Source organism: Mycobacterium sp. ST-F2, from assembly GCF_001905655.1.
In the GTDB taxonomy this organism is placed as follows: Bacteria; Actinomycetota; Actinomycetes; order Mycobacteriales; family Mycobacteriaceae; genus Mycobacterium.
Window position 1 is genome coordinate 91416 of record NZ_JMHT01000008.1, and the last position, 18133, is coordinate 109548.

17 protein-coding genes and 1 pseudogene are annotated in these 18133 nt (G+C 67.2%); 11 read left to right on the plus strand and 7 right to left on the minus strand.

Features of this window, described 5'->3' with window-relative positions; genetic code table 11:
• Window positions 1-2: 2 nt before the first annotated feature.
• The 4 genes from EB75_RS04985 to metG all read right to left on the minus strand — a co-directional run bounded on the left by EB75_RS04985 (window position 3) and on the right by metG (window position 5214).
• Window positions 3-920: an RNA polymerase sigma-70 factor gene (locus tag EB75_RS04985; protein WP_142239425.1), complete on the minus strand. Its 918-nt coding sequence runs from the start codon at window positions 918-920 to the stop codon at window positions 3-5.
• The gene (locus EB75_RS04990) at window positions 917-2086 is read right to left on the minus strand and encodes an NAD(P)/FAD-dependent oxidoreductase (RefSeq protein WP_073694371.1); all 1170 of its coding nucleotides are present in this window, start codon (window positions 2084-2086) and stop codon (window positions 917-919) included. The genes EB75_RS04985 and EB75_RS04990 overlap by 4 nt, the downstream gene beginning before the upstream one ends.
• Before the next feature lie 170 nt (window positions 2087-2256).
• Window positions 2257-3612: an NADP-specific glutamate dehydrogenase gene (gdhA, locus tag EB75_RS04995; protein WP_073694372.1), complete on the minus strand. Its 1356-nt coding sequence runs from the start codon at window positions 3610-3612 to the stop codon at window positions 2257-2259.
• Between the two features lie 9 nt (window positions 3613-3621).
• Window positions 3622-5214 carry a methionine--tRNA ligase gene (gene metG / locus EB75_RS05000; RefSeq protein ID WP_073694373.1) on the minus strand — a complete coding sequence of 531 codons (1593 nt, stop codon included), beginning with the start codon at window positions 5212-5214 and terminating at the stop codon, window positions 3622-3624.
• A 25-nt stretch (window positions 5215-5239) separates the two neighbouring features.
• On the opposite strand from metG, the gene EB75_RS05005 reads away from it, so the two are divergent.
• The 11 genes and pseudogenes from EB75_RS05005 to EB75_RS05050 all read left to right on the plus strand — a co-directional run bounded on the left by EB75_RS05005 (window position 5240) and on the right by EB75_RS05050 (window position 15701).
• Window positions 5240-6073 carry a TatD family hydrolase gene (locus EB75_RS05005; RefSeq protein ID WP_073694374.1) on the plus strand — a complete coding sequence of 278 codons (834 nt, stop codon included), beginning with the start codon at window positions 5240-5242 and terminating at the stop codon, window positions 6071-6073.
• A gap of 128 nt (window positions 6074-6201) precedes the next feature.
• Entirely contained in the window at window positions 6202-7329 is a 1128-nt protein-coding gene (locus EB75_RS05010; protein ID WP_073694375.1) for a resuscitation-promoting factor, read from the plus strand.
• Window positions 7326-8246 (plus strand): 16S rRNA (adenine(1518)-N(6)/adenine(1519)-N(6))-dimethyltransferase RsmA, encoded by a 921-nt coding sequence (gene rsmA / locus EB75_RS05015; protein ID WP_073694376.1) that lies wholly within the window; start codon window positions 7326-7328, stop codon window positions 8244-8246. Before EB75_RS05010 ends, rsmA begins: the two co-directional genes overlap by 4 nt.
• A 67-nt stretch (window positions 8247-8313) precedes the next feature.
• Window positions 8314-9282, plus strand: coding sequence for a 4-(cytidine 5'-diphospho)-2-C-methyl-D-erythritol kinase (locus EB75_RS05020; RefSeq protein WP_073694377.1), 969 nt, complete (start codon window positions 8314-8316; stop codon window positions 9280-9282).
• A gap of 291 nt (window positions 9283-9573) precedes the next feature.
• Window positions 9574-11211 (plus strand): fatty acyl-AMP ligase, encoded by a 1638-nt coding sequence (locus EB75_RS05025; RefSeq protein WP_073694378.1) that lies wholly within the window; start codon window positions 9574-9576, stop codon window positions 11209-11211.
• A 62-nt stretch (window positions 11212-11273) separates the two neighbouring features.
• Window positions 11274-13490 carry an ATP-binding protein gene (locus EB75_RS05030; protein ID WP_353651643.1) on the plus strand — a complete coding sequence of 739 codons (2217 nt, stop codon included), beginning with the start codon at window positions 11274-11276 and terminating at the stop codon, window positions 13488-13490.
• Window positions 13491-13509: 19 nt separating this feature from the next.
• Window positions 13510-13911, plus strand: a complete 402-nt coding sequence (locus tag EB75_RS30150) for a response regulator transcription factor (RefSeq protein WP_353651644.1) — start codon at window positions 13510-13512, stop codon at window positions 13909-13911.
• Between the two features lie 82 nt (window positions 13912-13993).
• Window positions 13994-14221, plus strand: a complete 228-nt coding sequence (locus EB75_RS05035) for a hypothetical protein (protein ID WP_073694379.1) — start codon at window positions 13994-13996, stop codon at window positions 14219-14221.
• Window positions 14222-14358: 137 nt separating this feature from the next.
• Window positions 14359-14589 (plus strand): annotated as a pseudogene (locus EB75_RS05040) (helix-turn-helix domain-containing protein); the annotation flags it as partial.
• A gap of 149 nt (window positions 14590-14738) precedes the next feature.
• A complete protein-coding gene (locus tag EB75_RS05045) occupies window positions 14739-15161 on the plus strand; it encodes a hypothetical protein (RefSeq protein ID WP_073694380.1) in 423 nt (140 codons plus the stop codon).
• A gap of 276 nt (window positions 15162-15437) precedes the next feature.
• On the plus strand, window positions 15438-15701 hold the full coding sequence (locus tag EB75_RS05050) for a hypothetical protein (protein ID WP_142239426.1): 264 nt from the start codon (window positions 15438-15440) through the stop codon (window positions 15699-15701).
• 74 nt (window positions 15702-15775) lie between these two features.
• On the opposite strand, the gene pth is transcribed toward EB75_RS05050, so the two are convergent.
• From pth to EB75_RS05065, 3 genes are all read right to left on the minus strand, one after another.
• Window positions 15776-16351 carry an aminoacyl-tRNA hydrolase gene (gene pth, locus EB75_RS05055; RefSeq protein WP_073694382.1) on the minus strand — a complete coding sequence of 192 codons (576 nt, stop codon included), beginning with the start codon at window positions 16349-16351 and terminating at the stop codon, window positions 15776-15778.
• Between the two features lie 6 nt (window positions 16352-16357).
• Window positions 16358-17023, minus strand: a complete 666-nt coding sequence (locus EB75_RS05060; RefSeq protein WP_073694383.1) for a 50S ribosomal protein L25/general stress protein Ctc — start codon at window positions 17021-17023, stop codon at window positions 16358-16360.
• Window positions 17024-17163: 140 nt separating this feature from the next.
• Entirely contained in the window at window positions 17164-18033 is an 870-nt protein-coding gene (locus EB75_RS05065) for an oxidoreductase (RefSeq protein ID WP_073694384.1), read from the minus strand.
• Between the last annotated feature and the right edge of the window lie 100 nt (window positions 18034-18133).

Sequence of the window (18133 nt, forward strand, 5' to 3'; positions counted from 1 at the left end):
TGTCAGACGGTCCGCCGGATCTCCCGCTCGACCAGCACTCCACCGAGCTTCTCGGGGTTGCGCACGGCGTAGAAGTGGCTGATCTTGCCGTCCTCGATCTCGATCAGGATGACGCCCTCGAGCTTCTCGCCGAGGTAGAGCACCAGTGCCGGGGCGCTGTTGTACGTCGCGAGGTCGATCCGGGCCTCGGGGTAGCCCGCCGCGCCGCGCATGAGCCCGAGCAGCAGTCGCCCGACCCGGTCCGGCCCGTACACCGGCCGCCGGGCCGCACTGACCTTGCCGTCGCTGTCCGCGGTCCAGGTGACATTCGGCGCCAGCAGCGTCATCAAGCCGTCCAGATCACCGGTCGCGGCCGCCGTCAGGAACTGCGTCGTCACCTCGGCGGACTTTTCGGTGTCGGGTGTGAACCGCTTGCGCCGGGCCTGCACATGTTCGCGGGCGCGGTGTGCGACCTGCCGCACTGCCGCGGTGGATTTGCCTACGGCCCCGGCGATTTCGTCGTAGTCGAACCCGAAGACCTCGCGCAGCACGAACACCGCGCGTTCGTCGGGGCCCAACGTTTCCAGGACGACGAGCATCGCCATCGAAACCGATTCGGCGAGAACGACATCCGATGAGGCGTCGCGCTCGTCGAGCAGCAGCGGCTCGGGCAGCCACGGGCCGACGTACTCCTCCCGGCGCCGCGCGCCGGCCCGCAACGCGTTCAGCGCCTGCCGGGTGACCAACTGCGCCAGGTACGACTTGGTGTCCCGCACGGTGTCGAGGTCCACCTCGGCCCACCGCAGATAGCTGTCCTGCAATACGTCGTCGGATTCCGTTGCGGAGCCCAGGATTTCGTAGGCGATGGTGAAGAGCAACGGCCGCAGGTGGGTGAACCGCTCGGCGTGTTCACCCCCTGCTGCCCCGGTCACACCGGTCATACGGCCACTGCCTCCGCCAGTTGTTCGGCGCGCTTGCCGCCCGTCATCACGAAGATCGCGCTGGGCTTCCGTGCCGCGCGCCGGATGCCCCACAGCGTGCCCTTGCAGATCGCTTCCTTCAGCTTTGCCGCGGTGCGCCCGCCGAGGTAGAAGTTCACCGACGAATCGTCCTTGCGGGCGAACTGCACGGTTGCCGTGTGGCGGCCCAGGCTGATGCACGACCCGGCGAACACGGGGTCCAGCGTGGCGGGCTCGGTGCCGGCGATGCGGCTCAGCACGGTGCCCACGGCGGTCACGGTGAGGGGGCTCGAGGCTTGGCAGCTCATCCGCAGCGGCTGCCCCGACGGCGCCGCGGCGTCGCCGGTCGCGACGATGCGCGGGTCGTCGATGCTGGTCAGGGTCTCGTCGGTCAGCAGGCGGCCCAGCGCGTCGGTGCGCAGCCCGCTGGCGGCCGCCAGGCCCGGGGTGCCGAAGCCCGCGGTCCACACCGTCACGGCGCTGCTGATGAAGCGCCCGTCGGCCAGCGTCACCCGATTGGCGGTGACGGAGCTGACGTCACCTTCGACGACCGTCACGCCCAGTTTGGCCAGGGCCTTCGCGACCGACCGGCGGCCCGGAGCGCTGAGCGACGGCCCCAGCTTGTCGCCGACCAGCACGACGTTGCGACCGGCCTCGGCGAACTCGGAAGCGGCCTCGATGCCGGTCAGGCCGGCGCCGACGACCACCATCTGCGCGGAGAGTGGCACGTCCTGCAGGCGGGCTGCCAGCCGCTCGGCCTGCTCGAATTCGGCCAGGGGATAGGCGAATTCAGCGGCACCGGGCACCGACGCCGGGACGGTTCCGGTGCTGCCGACGGCGTAGATCAAGTAGTCGTAGTCCAAGGTGTCGCCCGACGCCAGCTCGACGGTGCGGCCCGCGGCGTCGATGCGGGTGGCGGTGTCGACCACCAGGCGCACGTCGTCACCGAGCAGCGTGTCATAGCCGACGGTGGCGTTGTAGTTCCCGGCAGCGTGCTGGTGCAGGCGGATGCGCTCGACGAACTTGGGCCGCGGGTTCACCAGGGTGACGGCCACATCGTCGCGCATCCGGACGCGATTGGCCGCCAGAGCGCCGGCGTAGCCGCCGCCGATGACGACGACGCGGTGGGGCTTCTGGTTTCCGGTCATCACTGCATCTCCTTCGGGTTGGTTATGCCCTCAAGACACCGGCGGAGCCGAAAGTGTGACAACCGTACCTGCGGATGTGGCCCAGATCACTCGACTCGGCGTGCTGACCCTGCGGCCAGGGCGCAAAAGTGCGAGTGCCAAGCGCCGTCACCGCAGGGTCAATGCCCAGGTCAGACCACTCCGAGCGCCGACATGGCGTCGGCGACCCGGATGAATCCGGCGATGTTGGCCCCGGCCGCGTAGTTGCCCGGCTGGCCGTACTCGTCGGCGGTGCTCAGGCAGCGGTCGTGGATGCGGCCCATGATCTCGGCCAGGCGCTGCTCGGTCTCGTCGAACGTCCAGGAGTCGCGCGACGCGTTCTGCTGCATCTCCAGCGCGCTGGTGGCGACGCCGCCGGCGTTGGCGGCCTTGCCGGGCGCGAAGGCGACCTTGGCCTCGGCGAACATCTTCACCGCCTCCGGGGTGCACGGCATGTTGGCGCCCTCGGCGACCACCTGGCAGCCGGACTCGATCAGCGCTTTCGCGTCGTCGCCGTCCAGCTCGTTCTGTGTGGCGCAGGGCAGCGCGATGTCACACGGCAACTGCCAGATCGAGCTGTCCTCGACGAACTGCGCAGCGCCGCCGCGCATTTCGACGTATTCGGAGATGCGGCCGCGGCGCACTTCCTTGAGCTCCTTCAGCAGCTCGAGGTCGATGCCCTTCTCGTCGACGATGTAGCCGCTGGAGTCCGAACAGCCGACGACGGTGCCGCCGAGCGCGTGCACCTTCTCGATCGCGTAGATCGCGACGTTGCCGGACCCGGACACCACCACCCGCTTGCCGTCGAACGACTGCCCCGAGGCGTGCAGGATCTCGTCGACGAAGAACACCGTGCCGTAGCCCGTGGCTTCGGTGCGGACCTGCGAGCCGCCCCACGTCAGACCCTTGCCGGTGAGGACGCCGGACTCGTAGCGGTTGGTGATGCGCTTGTACTGGCCGAACAGGTAACCGATCTCGCGGCCGCCGACACCGATATCGCCGGCGGGGACGTCGGTGTACTCACCGATGTGCCGGTACAGCTCGGTCATGAACGACTGGCAGAACCGCATCACTTCGTTCTTGGAGCGGCCCTTGGGGTCGAAGTCCGACCCGCCCTTGCCACCGCCGATGGGCAGGCCGGTCAGCGAGTTCTTGAAAATCTGCTCGAACCCAAGGAATTTCACGATGCCCAGGTACACCGACGGGTGGAACCGCAGGCCGCCCTTGAACGGACCCAGCGCGGAGTTGAACTCGACGCGGAAGCCACGGTTGATCTGCTCGGCGCCGGCGTCGTCGATCCACGGCACGCGGAAGATGATCTGCCGCTCCGGCTCGAACAGCCGTCGGATGATGGCGGTGTCGGAGTACTCGGGGTGCTTGTCGACGACCGGGCCCAGGCTCGTCAGAACCTCGTAGACGGCTTGGTGGAATTCGACCTCGCCGGCGTTGCGGCGGGTGACTTCCTCGTAGACGTCGTGCAGCCGCTCGTGTAAGCCGTCCTGCGCCATATCTTTTCGTTACTCCTTGGTCTCCGCTTGATAGCGGGGAAATACGCCTTCGGGTGTCGGCAGCACCGTCCCCGGTGCCAGCCGGGTACCCAGGGCACGGAAATCCCGTGCCGAGGCGTCCTGCCCAAGAAGGTCGAGCAGCTTCCCCCCGGACTCCGGCATCACCGGCTGCACCAGTAGCGCGGCGATCCGGACCGCCTCCAGCGTCGTGTATAGCACTGTGCCGAAACGGGTCTGGTCCGACTCAGCGGGAGACTTGCGCAGCACCCACGGTTCTTCGGCCGAGAAATAGCGGTTGGCGGCGCCCAACATCTGCCAGATGGCCTCCAGGGCCAGATGCATCGCCGGCACGTCGTAGTGCGCCCGCACCTGCTCGAGCAGTGCGTCGGCCTGCTTGAGCAATTCGAGGTCGGCGGCGGTGAATTCGCCTGGCTCCGGGACGATTCCGCCGAGGTTCTTGTTCACCATCGACAGCGAGCGCTGTGCCAGGTTGCCCAGTTCGTTGGCCAGGTCGGCGTTGATGCGGCCGATGATGGCTTCCTCGCTGTAGCTGCCGTCCTGACCGAACGACACCTCACGCAGGAAGAAGTAGCGCACCTGGTCCAGGCCGAACGCGTCGATCAGCGCGATGGGGTCCACGACGTTGCCCACCGACTTGCTCATCTTCTCGCCCTTGACGTTGATGAAGCCGTGCGCGAAAACCCGTTCCGGAAGGGCGATTCCGGCCGACATCAGGAACGCCGGCCAGTACACACTGTGGAACCGGATGATGTCTTTGCCGATCATGTGCAGGTTCGCCGGCCAGTACTTCTCGAACGCCTCGGCAGACGTGTCCGGAAAACCCACGCCCGTCAGGTAATTCGTCAACGCGTCCACCCACACGTACATGACGTGCTCGGGGTGGTCGGGCACCGGGACGCCCCAGTCGAACGTGGTGCGCGAGATCGACAGATCCTTCAGCCCGCCCGAGACGAAGCTGACGATCTCGTTGCGCCGCACGTCGGGCCCGATGAACTCGGGGTGCGCTTCGTAGTGCGCCAGCAGCCGGTCGGTGTAGGCCGACAGCTTGAAGAAGTAGGTCTGCTCCTCGGTCCACGTCACGGGCGTGCCGGTCTCGATGGCGAAGCGGCCGCCATCGCGCACCTCGGTCTCGTCCTCGGCGAAGAAGCGTTCGTCGCGGATGGAGTACCAGCCGGCGTACGTGCCGAGGTAGATGTCCCCGGCCTCGTTCATCCGTCGCCAGATTTCCTTGGACGCCTCGTAGTGGTCGGCGTCGGAGGTCCGGATGAACCGGTCGAAGGAGATGTTGAGCTTCTCCTGCAGTGCCTGGAACACGTCGGAGTTGCGCGTGGCCAGCTCCGCAGCCGTGATGCCCTCGGCCGCCGCGGCCTCGGCCATCTTCTGGCCGTGCACGTCGGTGCCGGTCAGGTAGCGGACGTCGAAGCCGTCGAGCCGCTTGAACCGGGCGATCGCGTCGGTGGCGATGTACTCGTAGGCGTGCCCGATGTGCGGTGCGCCGTTGGGGTACGCGATGGCGGTGGTGATGTAGAACGGGTCCCCGGGGGTGCGCGTCCTCGCGCCGGGGGAAGTGTCGGTGCTCATTTGGCTTCAACTCTAAGGTGTCGCTGTGAGCGCTAAACGAGAGAAGCCGCCCGCCCCCGAACCGCTGCCCGGCCTGATCGACGCCCACACCCACCTGGACGCCTGTGGCGCGACCGACGCCGAGAGCATCCGCGTGATCCTGGACCGGGCCGAGGCCGTCGGCGTCGAGAAGGTCGTGACCATCGCCGACGACCTCGAGGCCGCCGAATGGGCCGTGGGTGCCGCCCATGCCGATCCGCGCGTCTACGCCGCCGTCGCGCTGCACCCGACGCGCGCCGACGCCCTCGACGACGCGGCCAGACGCACCCTGGAGAGCCTGGCCGCCGACCCGCGCGTGGTCGCGGTGGGGGAGACCGGCATCGACATGTACTGGCCGGGCAAGCTCGACGGCTGCGCCGACGAGGCGACGCAGCGCGAGGCCTTCGCCTGGCACATCGACCTGGCCAAGCGCGTCGGCAAGCCGTTGATGATCCACAACCGGGACGGAGACGCCGAGGTCCTCGACGTCCTCAGGGCCGAGGGCGCGCCGGAGACCGTCATCTTCCACTGCTTCTCGTCGGATGCCGCGATGGCGCGCACCTGTGCTGATCACGGCTGGCTCATGAGCCTCTCCGGCACCGTCAGCTTCCGGAATGCGCACGCGCTGCGGGAGGCCGCCGCGCTCATTCCGGCCGAGCTGCTGCTGGTCGAAACCGACGCGCCGTTCCTGACGCCGCACCCGTTCCGCGGCGCGCCCAATGAGTCGTATTGCCTGCCGTACACGGTCCGCGCGCTGGCTGAAATCAGAGATTCTTCGGCGGCCGAAATCGCCGCGGTGACCTCGGAAAATGCTTCGAAAAGCTATGGACTGTATCATTAGTCCAAGTTGCCGCCTCCCGGGGCTGTTCGTTACCGTTCTGTGATCAACCCGGTCGAGGTGGCTTTTATGCGGTCACCGCGGCCGCTGCTCGGGGCCACCTCGGGCCCGAAAGACACGGGATTGACGCCTTGAACGTTCTGAACAAGTTGCATGATGCGCGCTCGCCGATGCTGCGCGGCGTCACAGGAGCTTTCCTCGCCACGCTGACCGTCGCCGGAGGGTTCGCCGTCGCGAACCACAAGACCGTCACCCTCACCATCGACGGCGCACCGATGACGGTGCAGACCATGAAGACCCACATCGGCGACGTCCTGACGGAGAACGGCTTCTCCGTCGGCGAGCGCGACGACCTCTTCCCCGCGGCCGACCAGGACGTGCACGAGTCCGACAACATCGTGCTGCGCCGCAGCCGCCCGCTCGAGATCTCGCTGGACGGCCAGAACACCCGCCAGGTGTGGACCACCGCCGCCACCGTGCAGGACGCCCTCAAGCAGCTGTCCATGACCGATACCGCGCCCGTCGCCGCCGACCGCGCCACCCGCGTGCCGCTGGGCGGCATGTCGCTGCCCGTGGTCAGCGCCCGCAACGTGACCATCGTCGACGGTGGTGTGCCGCGCCAGGTGCACCTGGCCGCGGCCAATGTGGCCGGGCTGCTCGCCACGGCCGGCGTGCCGCTGGAACAGCGCGACACCGTCGTCCCCGCCGCGGCCACCCCGGTGACCGAGGGCATGCAGATCGACGTGACCCGCATCCGGCTGCAGCAGGTGACCATGGAAGCGCCTTTGGCGCCGACGATGAACACCGTGCCGGACCCGGCGCTCAACATGAGCCGCAAGGTCGTCGACGATCCGGGTCAGCCCGGCACCCAGAACGTCACGTTCGCTGTGTCCACGGTCAACGGTGTCGAAACCGGCCGCCTGCCCGTCTCCAACCAGGTGCTGACGCCGGCGCGGGACGGCGTCCTGCGCGTCGGCGCGAAGCCCGGCACCGAGGTGCCGCCGGTGACCCAGGGGGCCGCCTGGGATGCCCTCGCGCGTTGTGAGTCCACCGGGAACTGGGCCATCAATACCGGCAACGGATTTTACGGTGGAGTCCAATTTGACCAGAACACCTGGGAACGACAGGGCGGTCTGCGTTATGCTGCGAGAGCTGATCTTGCGACACGTGAAGAGCAGATCGCGATTGCTGAAGTGACGCGAGCCCGCCAAGGTTGGGGTGCCTGGCCTGTGTGTAGCGGCAGAATTGGGGCACGATGACGATCCGCCTACTCGGTCGAACCGAAATCCGGCATCTGGCGAAAGAGCTTGATTTCCGACCGCGTAAAGCGTTCGGTCAGAACTTCGTGCACGACGCCAACACGGTGCGTCGCATCGTGTCGGCCTCCGGTGTCAACCGGCAGTCCCACGTCCTGGAGGTGGGCCCGGGTCTGGGCTCGCTGACGCTGGCGCTGCTGGACAGGGGCGCGAAGGTCACTGCCGTCGAGATCGACCCGGTGCTGGCCCGCCAGCTGCCGACCACCGTCGCCGAGCACTCTCACAGCGAGATCGGCCGGCTGACCGTTGTGAACCGCGATGTGCTCGACCTGATGCCGTCCGACCTGGACGAGCAGCCGACCGCGCTGGTCGCCAACCTGCCGTACAACGTCGCGGTGCCGGCCATCCTGCACCTGCTCTCGGAATTCCCGACCATCCGCACCGTCATGGTGATGGTCCAGGCCGAGGTCGCCGAGCGGCTCGCCGCCGACCCGGGCACCAAGGACTACGGAGTCCCCAGCGCCAAGGTGCGCTTCTTCGGCAACGTCCGCCGCTACGGCATGGTCTCGCCGACGGTGTTCTGGCCGATCCCGCGCGTCTACTCGGGCCTGGTCCGGATCGACCGGTACGAGACGTCGCCGTGGCCGACCGACGACAACTTCCGCTCGAAGGTGTTCGACCTGATCGACATCGCCTTCGCGCAGCGGCGCAAGACCTCGCGCAATGCCTTCGCCGAGTGGGCGGGTTCGGGCAATGCCTCGGCCGAGCGTCTGCTGGCCGCCAGCATCGACCCGGCACGTCGGGGCGAGACTCTGGCCATCGCCGACTTCGTCCGGCTGCTGCAGCGTTCGGGGGAGCTGGACCGCGAGCAGGAGACTGTCGCTCCCGAGTCGGACCAGCAGGTCGACGCCAACCACTAGGCCTGTCGCACTGGGTTTCTCGGCACTTGGTGCCCGAGGCCCTCGTGTCGGGCGTTACTGTCGTGGCGTGTCTGCGTCGGATGGAAACACTGCTTCTGAGTGGGTGCCCACTGGCTCGGTGACCGTCCGTGTGCCGGGCAAGGTCAACCTCTACCTCGGCGTCGGTGACTGCCGCGATGACGGCTATCACGAGCTGACGACGGTCTTCCACGCCGTCTCCCTGTTCGACGAGGTGACGGTCCGCAACGCCGATCTGCTGTCGGTGGAGATGCTGGGCGACGGCGCCGAAGGACTGCCGACCGATCACCGTAATCTCGCCTGGCGGGCCGCCGAACTGATGGCCGAGCACGTCGGCCGCGCGCCCGACGTTGCCATCTCGATCGACAAGTCCATCCCCGTCGCCGGCGGTATGGCCGGTGGCAGTGCCGATGCGGCGGCCGTTCTGGTTGCGATCAACAACCTGTGGGAGCTGGGCGTCCCGCGCCGGGACCTGCATGCGCTGGCCGCCCGCCTGGGCAGCGACGTGCCGTTCGCGCTGCACGGCGGCACCGCGCTCGGTACCGGCCGCGGAGAGCAACTGGCGACCGTGCTGGCGCGTAGCACTTTCCATTGGGTGCTGGCCTTCGCCGACGGCGGGCTGTCCACACCGAAAGTCTTCGCCGAGCTCGACAGTCTGAGAGCCGCCGCCACACTCGGTGGGCCGCCGGCGTTGGACGAACCCGAGCCGCTGCTGGCGGCGCTGGCGTCCGGCGACCCGCGAGAACTCGCACCGCTGTTGGGCAACGACCTGCAGGCCGCGGCGGTCAGCCTGGACACCGGTCTGCGCCGCACTCTGCGAGCCGGCGTCGAAGCCGGGGCCCTGGCGGGCATCGTGTCCGGTTCCGGACCGACGTGCGCATTCCTGTGCGCCTCCGCCGACGACGCGGTCGAGGTCGGCACCCAGCTTTCCGGCGCCGGCGTGTGCCGGACGGTACGCGTGGCCAGCGGGCCGGTGCACGGCGCTCGGGTGGTGCCGGCGCCCAGCAGGCAGGCCTGATCAGGGTGTGACTCAGCCCTCAATTCGGCCAACAGTTTGTTAGTTACTTAAGAGTCTCTTAAGATGATCGATGGTGTATGCCAGCGGCCAGGCGTGGAACGCAATGGTTTCTCTCACCGGCGGTGTCGGTGAGAGATCGTGGTGTGCCAGGGCAGCGTTGCCCGCGCATTCAGAGCCATCGTTTCGAGATATAACCGCGGCCGAATTGTGCGTGCGCGCCTCTACGAGTGCGCCTGGCACCGGACGGACTATGGAACGACGGGCAGTGGCGCCTGACCTCAGGAGGTTGTCGTGAGCCGATTTACCGACAAGATGTACTACAACGCTCGTACATCGCAGCGGGGCATGGTCACCGGTGAACCGCACGAGCCGGTGCGTCACACGTGGGGTGAGGTTCACGAGCGCGCCCGGCGCATCGCCGGCGGGCTGGCAGCCGCGGGCATCGGCCCCGGCGACAAGATCGGTGTGCTGGCCGGGTTCCCCGTGGAGATCGCCCCGACGGTGCAGGGCATCTGGATGCGCGGCGGCAGCCTGACCATGCTGCACCAGCCGACCCCGCGCACCGACCTGGCGGTCTGGGCCGAAGACACCATGAACGTCATCAGCATGATCGAGGCCAAGGCCGTCATCGTCTCCGAGCCGTTCCTGGTCGCCATCCCCGTGCTGGAGGAGAAGGGCCTGCAGGTCCTCAAGGTCGGTGACCTGCTGGAGGCCGAGCCGATCGATCCGCTCGAGACCGGTGAAGACGACCTCGCGCTGATGCAGCTGACGTCCGGTTCCACCGGATCGCCCAAGGCCGTCCAGATCACGCACCGCAACATCTACTCGAACGCCGAGGCCATGTTCATCGGCGCCGAGTACGACGTCGACAAGGACGTCATGGTCAGCTGGCTGCCGTGCTTCCACGACATGGGCATGGTCGGCTTCCTCACCATCCCGATGTACTTCGGTGCCGAGCTGGTCAAGGTCACCCCGATGGACTTCCTGCGCGACACCCTGCTGTGGGCCAAGCTCATCGACAAGTACAAGGGCACCATGACGGCGGCCCCGAACTTCGCGTACGCGTTGTTCGCCAAGCGGCTGCGGCGCCAGGCCAAGCCGGGCGAGTACGACCTCTCCACCCTGCGGTTCGCGCTCTCCGGCGCTGAGCCCGTCGACCCCGCCGACGTCGAAGACCTCATCGATGCCGGCAAGCCGTTCGGCCTGAAGGCGTCGTCCATCCTGCCGGCCTACGGCATGGCCGAGACCTGCCTCGCCGTGTCGTTCTCGCCCTGCAACGCAGGCCTGGTCGTCGACGAGGTCGACGCCGACCTGCTCGCCGCGTTGCGTCGCGCCGTGCCCGCGGCGAAGGGCAACACCCGTCGTCTCGCGTCGCTCGGCCCGCTGCTGCGCGACCTCGAGGCCCGCGTCGTCGACGAGGACGGCAACGTCCTGCCCGAACGTGGTGTCGGCGTCATCCAGCTGCGCGGTGAATCGGTGACCCCCGGCTACATCACCATGGCCGGCTTCCTGCCGACGCAGGACGAGAATGGTTGGTACGACACCGGTGACCTCGGGTACATCACCGAGGAGCAGAACGTCGTCGTGTGTGGCCGCGTGAAGGACGTCATCATCATGGCGGGCCGCAACATCTACCCGACCGACATCGAGCGGGCCGCGGGCCGCGTCCAGGGCGTCCGCCCGGGCTGCGCCGTCGCGGTGCGCCTGGACGCCGGCCACTCGCGTGAAACCTTCGCTGTCGCAGTCGAATCCAACGCCTGGCAGGACCCGGCCGAAGTACGCCGGATCGAGCATCAGGTGGCGCACGAGGTGGTGACCGAGGTCGACGTGCGGCCGCGCAACGTCGTCGTGCTGGGGCCGGGCACCATCCCGAAGACCCCGTCCGGCAAGCTCCGTCGCGCCAACTCGGTGGAACTCGTCACCGGCTAGTGCGTTGACGCCGCGGTTGCTCATCCCTGGCACTCACCGTCGGGCACTTCTACGCTGACGTCGTGCGCCTGAGCTGGCCGCTGCGCGGCCGTGTCGAGGAACTGCAGAGCATCGAAGCCGCACTCGCGGCTCCGGAGCTCTGCGGGATGGTGGTGTGCGGGGCCGCCGGCGTCGGCAAGAGTCGGATCGCCCGCGATGCACTCGATGCCGCGGCGTCGCGGGGATGCGAAATCCGGTGGGCGGTCGCCTCATCGTCGGCTCGGTCGCTTCCCTTGGGTGCCTTCGCGTGCTGGGCGCCTGCGGCCGCGGCCGACACCTTGAACCTGGTGCGCGGCGTGATCGCGGCACTGACCTCTGATTCCACGCCGGTGGTCATCGGTGTGGACGATGTTCACCTCCTCGATGACCTGTCGGCATTTGTCCTGCATCAGATCGTGCAACGGCGCGCTGCGAAAGTGGTGTGCACGGTGCGCGACGGCGAACCAGTGCCCGCAGCGGTCGAGGAGATATGGAAAGCCGGCCAATTCGACCGCCTCGACCTGCAACCGTTGTCACGCGACGAAACCGTCACGCTGGTGTCGGCAGCGCTGGGCGGGCCGCTGGATCCCGATGTCGCCCGCCGGCTGTGGACGCTGACCCGCGGCAACGTCCTCTACCTGCGCAACATCGTCGAGCAGGAGGTCGCGGACGGGCGACTGGCGGCCCAGCAAGGATATTGGCGCTGGACCGGCGAGCCGGTCGTGTCGTCTGGCTTGGTGCAGACGATCGAATCGCGCATGGGGGCGTTGCCGGGTGCGATCGGTGAGGTGATCGATGCCCTCGCAGTCGGCGAACCCCTTGACCTGGCGACTTTGAGCCGGATCACCGACCCGGCGGCAGTCGAGGACGCCGAGATGCGTGGCCTGGTAACCCTCGATCAGCTCGATGGCGGGGTGCAGGTGCGGTTGGCGCACCCGCTGTACGGCGAGGTACGTCGCAAGCGTGCGCCATCGTCGAGGCTGCGTCGGTTGCGTGGACGCGTGGCGGCGGAGCTCGCCGTGGGTGGTGATCCCGACGACATGCGAACCATGGTGCGGCGTGCGGAGTTGAGCCTGGAGTCCGACCTGCAACCTGATCCGGACCTGTTCCTGCGGGCGGCGCTGGGTGCCAGGTCGCTGGCGGATCTGTCGTTGGCGAACCGACTGGCCACCGCAGCAGTTCGAGCTGGAGCCGGAGCCGAGGCGAACTTCATTCTCGGACAAACACTCATGTGGCTAGGCCGCGGCGAAGAGGCCGAAGCGGTGTTGGCTGCCAGTCCCACCGACGGATTCACCGATACCGACCGTGCCAGGCTGATCTGCCTTCGTGCCAGCAACATGCTGCTGGCACTGGCGGACGCGACGCGGGCCAAGACCCTCGTCGACGACGCGTGGGACCAGACACCGGTTGCCGGCCGCAGCTGCCTCAACGCCTTCCTCGCCAGGTACTGGGCCTTCCTGGGTAATCCGGACGCGTCACGGAAGGCATCCAAAGACCTTGTCCTGGAGGACTTGCCGGGAAGCAACGGTCTGGATGTCGCCTGGTCGATCACTCAATCATCGGGCGACATCGGTCGCACCGCCGAAGCAGTCGAAGCGGCAAGCGCCGGATACCAGTTCGTGACGCGCACGTTGGAGACGCCGCACGTAGTGGGTTTCATCGCGATAGCGCATGTGAGCGCGCTTGTGCTGTCCGGATACCTCGCCGACGCACGAAAAGTAGCGGAGCGGGTGCGGGAACAGGCGGCCGACTTGCCGGGTGTCGTTCCGCCGCTTGCCGGGCTGGCGGCGGGTCGGGCCGACCTCGCCGCCGGTCGCCTCGAAGAGGCCTGTTCGGCATTGGAAAACCTGGTTGAGCTGTTCCCGCTTCCCCGTGAGATCTACCCGCGGTACCTGACCCAACTGGGAGTCGGGACCGCGCTGGCCATGCGTGGTGCCGCAGCTGAGGCGGCCGCCGTACTCGGCGCCCTCCCTAGCAACAGCGATCCGAAGTTGCGGTGGGCGGATCATGAAGAAGACATCGCGAGAGCATGGACTTCAGCCGCGCAGGGCGCCGTGAGTGAGGCCATCTCGCGAGCGTTGTCGGCAGCCGAATCGGCAAGAGCCAAGCGACGATTCGCCGTGGAAGTGAAGTGCCTGCAGACCGCCACCCAATTCGGTGACCGATCCAGCGTCGCGCGGCTGCGCGAGCTTGCGGCGATCCGTCGAGGGGCCCCGCGCGGCGATAGCGGCCCGGTTCGCCAGTGCCCTGTCCGCGGGTGACGGGGCTGAACTCGCTGCGGTGTCCGAGGACTTCGAGCGGATGGGTGACCTCGTTGCTGCCGTTGACGCGGCCGCCCACGCGGCATTGGCGTATCGGCGGCAGAACCTGCGTGGGTCCGCCCTGGGGTGTTCGACACGAGCTGACGCGCTGGCCCAACAGTGTGGAGCTCGTACCCCGGCGCTTCGGCAGGCAAGCGAGACGCTCCCGTTGACACCGCGGGAGCGTGAGATCGTATCCCTGATCGGGCAGGGCCTGTCCAATCGCGCAGTGGCAGAACGGCTCACGCTGTCCTATCGCACCGTTGAGAACCACGTCCACAACGCGAGGAGCAAAACCGGCACCACCAACCGTGATGAACTCGCCGCCCTGCTCGCGGGTTCCGCGTCCACGCCGTGCGGATATCGCGGGACGACAAGCTAGCCGGCCGGCGCGACGCGTCGGCGACAACATTGAGTGTTGATCCACTCACTCGCCGAAATCACCGCTGACGCAGGCTGATCAGATGGCCGATGAAGTCAGCGCAGAGGAACGCGCGTTGCGTGAACTACCGTTGCCCTACTCACTGGCGTTGAGACTTCGCAATGCCGGCGTGGCCGATGAGCTGATATGCGAATACGTCAACGTCGAGGAAAAGGCTCTGGACGGCATCTACCGCATCGCCGAGGCCAAACTCCGTGCGGCACAACAGCACTTGGGGCGTCCTCTCGTGGACCGCGAATCTCGGCCGTGAATCCCGCGGCACCGACCCGTAGTAGGTGCTTCTGGCGTTGCGGGAGGCGAATTTGAGTAGGCCGGCACTCAGGTGATCCGGTCGCTCGCGGCAAACACTTGTGGAGACGGAATCGATGGAAAGGACACAGCCGTGGCAGATTACGCCGTGAGCTACGGAGCGCTGGCGCTCCTCACCCCGCGGGCGAACGGCGGGTCGCCGAACTGTCCGCGACGGGGTTGACCAATCGATTGGTGGCCGCCGCACTGTTCATCAGCCCGAAGACAGTGGAGGTTCACCTTTCTCGCGTCTATCACAAGCTGGGCATTCGCTCGCGGGCAGAACTCGGCGGAGTCATGGCGCACAACATTGTCGTGCGCTCGGCGTGACTGCCTGGAGCTCGCTACAGCGCGGTGTGGCTGCACCGAAATCGGGGTTTTCGCGTTTGGTTCCCGGGTGTGGGATTGATCGCTTGCTGAGCGAAAGCTGTGAGCCCCGGGTAATCTCGCCAGTTATTGACGAGAGGACCGGCATATTCATGGGGCGTGTGGTTTCGGCAGTGGTGGCAGTGCTCGGCGCGAGCGTCCTCGCCGCGGTACCTGCCTGTGCTGAAGCCCCAGCGGGCTTGGTCGAGGGCACGAATGACATCGCCGCGGCGGTGGGCTCCGGGGTGCGGGGCGGTGTCATCGTCGGCTTCTCCGCGACCGGACCGGATGTCCCCGCTGCCTCGGCGGCGGTGATCGCGGCGTGCAAGCGTGCCGGCGCGGTCCAGTGCACCAGCGACGAGGTGACCAACGACCGGTTGTGCATCGTCAACGTGAACGCCCCCGAATCCGGTGTGGTCGCCGGTGGCGCCGGGCGGACGGTCGAGGAGGCCCGGCAGGACGCGTTCAACCGGGCCGCGGCCAACAACACGCCGCTGGCTCCGGGATCGGCCACGCTGGCCTGGTCGTGCCCGTGAACTGAGTCACGGGCCGGCGCTATTCCGCGAATTCCGTTGCCTGGGAAAGTTCCTCGGCTATTTGGTGACCTTCCTCACCGGTGTTTCCAGGATCGCCAGGTCAACGCATTTCTATGAATCACTTATATGTGAGTTCGCAATGAGTTAATGGCTTGGTCACCTGGCTGAAACATATAGTCGACCTAACATGCATTGTTGGAAGGCGCACAATGGATTTCGGCCCGGTGATTTCGCGGGCAGGAGATGGGCGGCCTTCCCCGATAGTGAGAAGGTGACATGACTCATCGAAGCAAGCGCACGATGGCAGCTCTGCTGGTGGGCCTGGTCTCGGTCAGCGGCATCATGGCGCCCGTCGCCGGTGCCCGCCCGACCTGTCAGGATGCGGGCAGCACATCTACGTGCGAGACCAACGGCAGCGTGGCGATCAAGGCGACGCCGGGCATCCGAACTCAGGACACCACCCAGAGTTCGCGAGTGGGTGCCCAGGGCCGTCGCAACTGCTACACCGATGCCGTTGACCGGCAACACATCTGCGGATAAGTCTTCCCGCGAACAGTTGCGAAACCCCCAAATTCGGTGGAATTTGGGGGTTTTCGTGGCTTTTGACGGTTCGGCTACCAGGCGTGGACGGTGTTCTGCGCTGCCTCGACGCCGTGCTGCAGCAGCAATTCCGTTGCGTCAGCCGCTTGTTCGAGGATGGTGCCCAGCTCGGGCCGCTCGCGAGAATTGAAGTTCTCCAGCACGAACGCGGCCGGATCCTGGCGGCCCGGCGGCCGGCCCACACCGATGCGGACACGTTGAAAGTCCTTGGTGCCCAAGGCGGAAGCGATCGAACGCAGGCCGTTGTGGCCACCCTCGCCGCCGCCGAACTTGAGCCGGATGCGGCCGAAGTCGATGTCCAGCTCGTCGTGGAGCACCACGATGTCGGCGGGATCGACCGAATAGAACTTCGCCAAAGGTCCGACGTGCCTACCGGATTCGTTCATGTAGGTGCGCGGCTTGGCGAGCACCACGGACCGGCCTCCCAGCCGGCCCGTGGTGACCTCAGCTCCGGATTTCTTGTGCACCTTGAATCCTGAGCCGATGCGCTCGGCCAGGATGTCGGCAACCAGAAATCCAACGTTGTGCCGCGTTGTTTCGTAGCGCGGCCCAGGATTGCCCAGGCCGACCACCAGCAGTGGCTCGGCCAAAGCGGACTACTCCGACTCGGCAGCGGCCTCTTCGGCCGCCTCGCCCTCGGCAGCGGCCTCGCCCGAAGCGGCCTCTTCCTCGCCGGCGCCCTCGGCGTCCAGGTCCTCAGCGGTCGGCGCGGCGACGACGTTGATGACCAGGGTCTCGGCGTCGGTCACCAGGGTGACGCCCTTGGGCAGCTCGACCTGGCCGGCCAGGATCTGGGTGCCGGCCTCGACGCCCTCGACCGAGACGGTCAGAGACTCGGGGATCGACAGCGCCTCGGCCTCGATCTGGATGGTGTTGGCGTCCTGGGTGACCAGGGTGCCGGAGGCGGCATCACCCTCGACGACGACGTTCACGTCGACGGTGACCTTCTCGCCACGCTTCACGACGATGAGGTCGGCGTGCTCGATGTTGCGCTTGATCGGGTGGACGACGACCTGCTTGGTCAGCGCGAGCTGCTCCTTGCCGGCGATGTCGAGGGTCAGCACGGCGTTGGTGCCCGAGTTACGCAGCACGGCGGCGAAGTCGTGGGCGTTGATCTCGAGGTGCTGCGGGTCGGTGCCGTGGCCGTACAGGACGACGGGCACGCGGCCTTCGCGACGGGCGAGACGCGAGGCGCCCTTGCCGGTCCGGGTGCGGACCGCAGCGGTCAGATTGTTCGAGGTGGGGGCCGCGTTCTTGGCCATGTGAATCGCTCCTGATGCCGTATCTACTGGGTGGCACGGCCAGGGCTGAGCACGAAAGTGCTGAACTCCCGTCGATAACGGTCGTCTGAAACCAGACCGACCCTCGCCGTGATCGTCAGTCAGACTAGCGGAACTGCCCCTTACAGCGGAAATTCAGTGGCGGTGAGCTGGGCAGACAGGTCCCAGAGCGCCGTCGCGGTGCGCGCCGAGCGGGCGGCCGGCTTGATCAGCTGCGTCGGACCGGTGGGCCCGCGGAAGCAGAATTTCGGGCCGACGAACGTATTGCCGGGTAGGTCCTGTGACGCCGCGAACAGCGTCTGCTGGGCGCCGAAGGCGGCGGGGGTGGCGATCTTGTTGGCGGCGATCCAGAACTTGTCGCCGAACTCGTTGCCGGTGTGGCCCTGCAGGTTGGTGGCCGAGTAGCCAGGGTGTGCAGCCAGGGCTCGCACCGGGGAGCCGGCCAGCGACAGCCGGCGCTGCAGGTCCTTGGTGAACAGCAGGTTCGCGAGCTTCGACTGCCCGTACGCCAGCCAGGCCGAGTACGGCCGCGACTTCCAGTTCAAGTCCTTGAGGCTGATGTAGCCCAGCGCGTGCAGCCCCGACGACACCGTGACCACGCGGTCGGTGATCTTCGGCAGCAGCAGATTGGTCAGGGCGAAATGGCCCAGGTGGTTGGTGCCGATCTGGCTCTCGAAACCGTCGACGGTCAGGGAGAACGGCACGGCCATGATCCCGGCGTTGTTGATGAGGACGTCGACCTTGTCGACGTCGGCCGCGAACTCGCGCACCGAAGCCAGGTTCTGCAGATCCAACTGCCGGACCTCGACGTCGCCGGTCATGCCAGCGGCTGCGGCGTCGCCCTTGGCGGTGTTGCGGCAGGCCAGGATGACCTTGGCGCCCACGCGGGCCAGTTCACGGGCGGTGACCTCGCCGAGGCCACTGTTGGCGCCGGTGACGATGACGGTGCGGCCGGCGAAAGAAGGAAGGTCGGCGGCAGTCCATTCGCTCATGGGGCAAGCCTAGATCCAGTCCCTTGCGTGCGCTCGCAGCCGACCCTAACGAATCCGTTAATAACGATGTGGTGGGATTGACGGGGTTATCGGAGGGTTT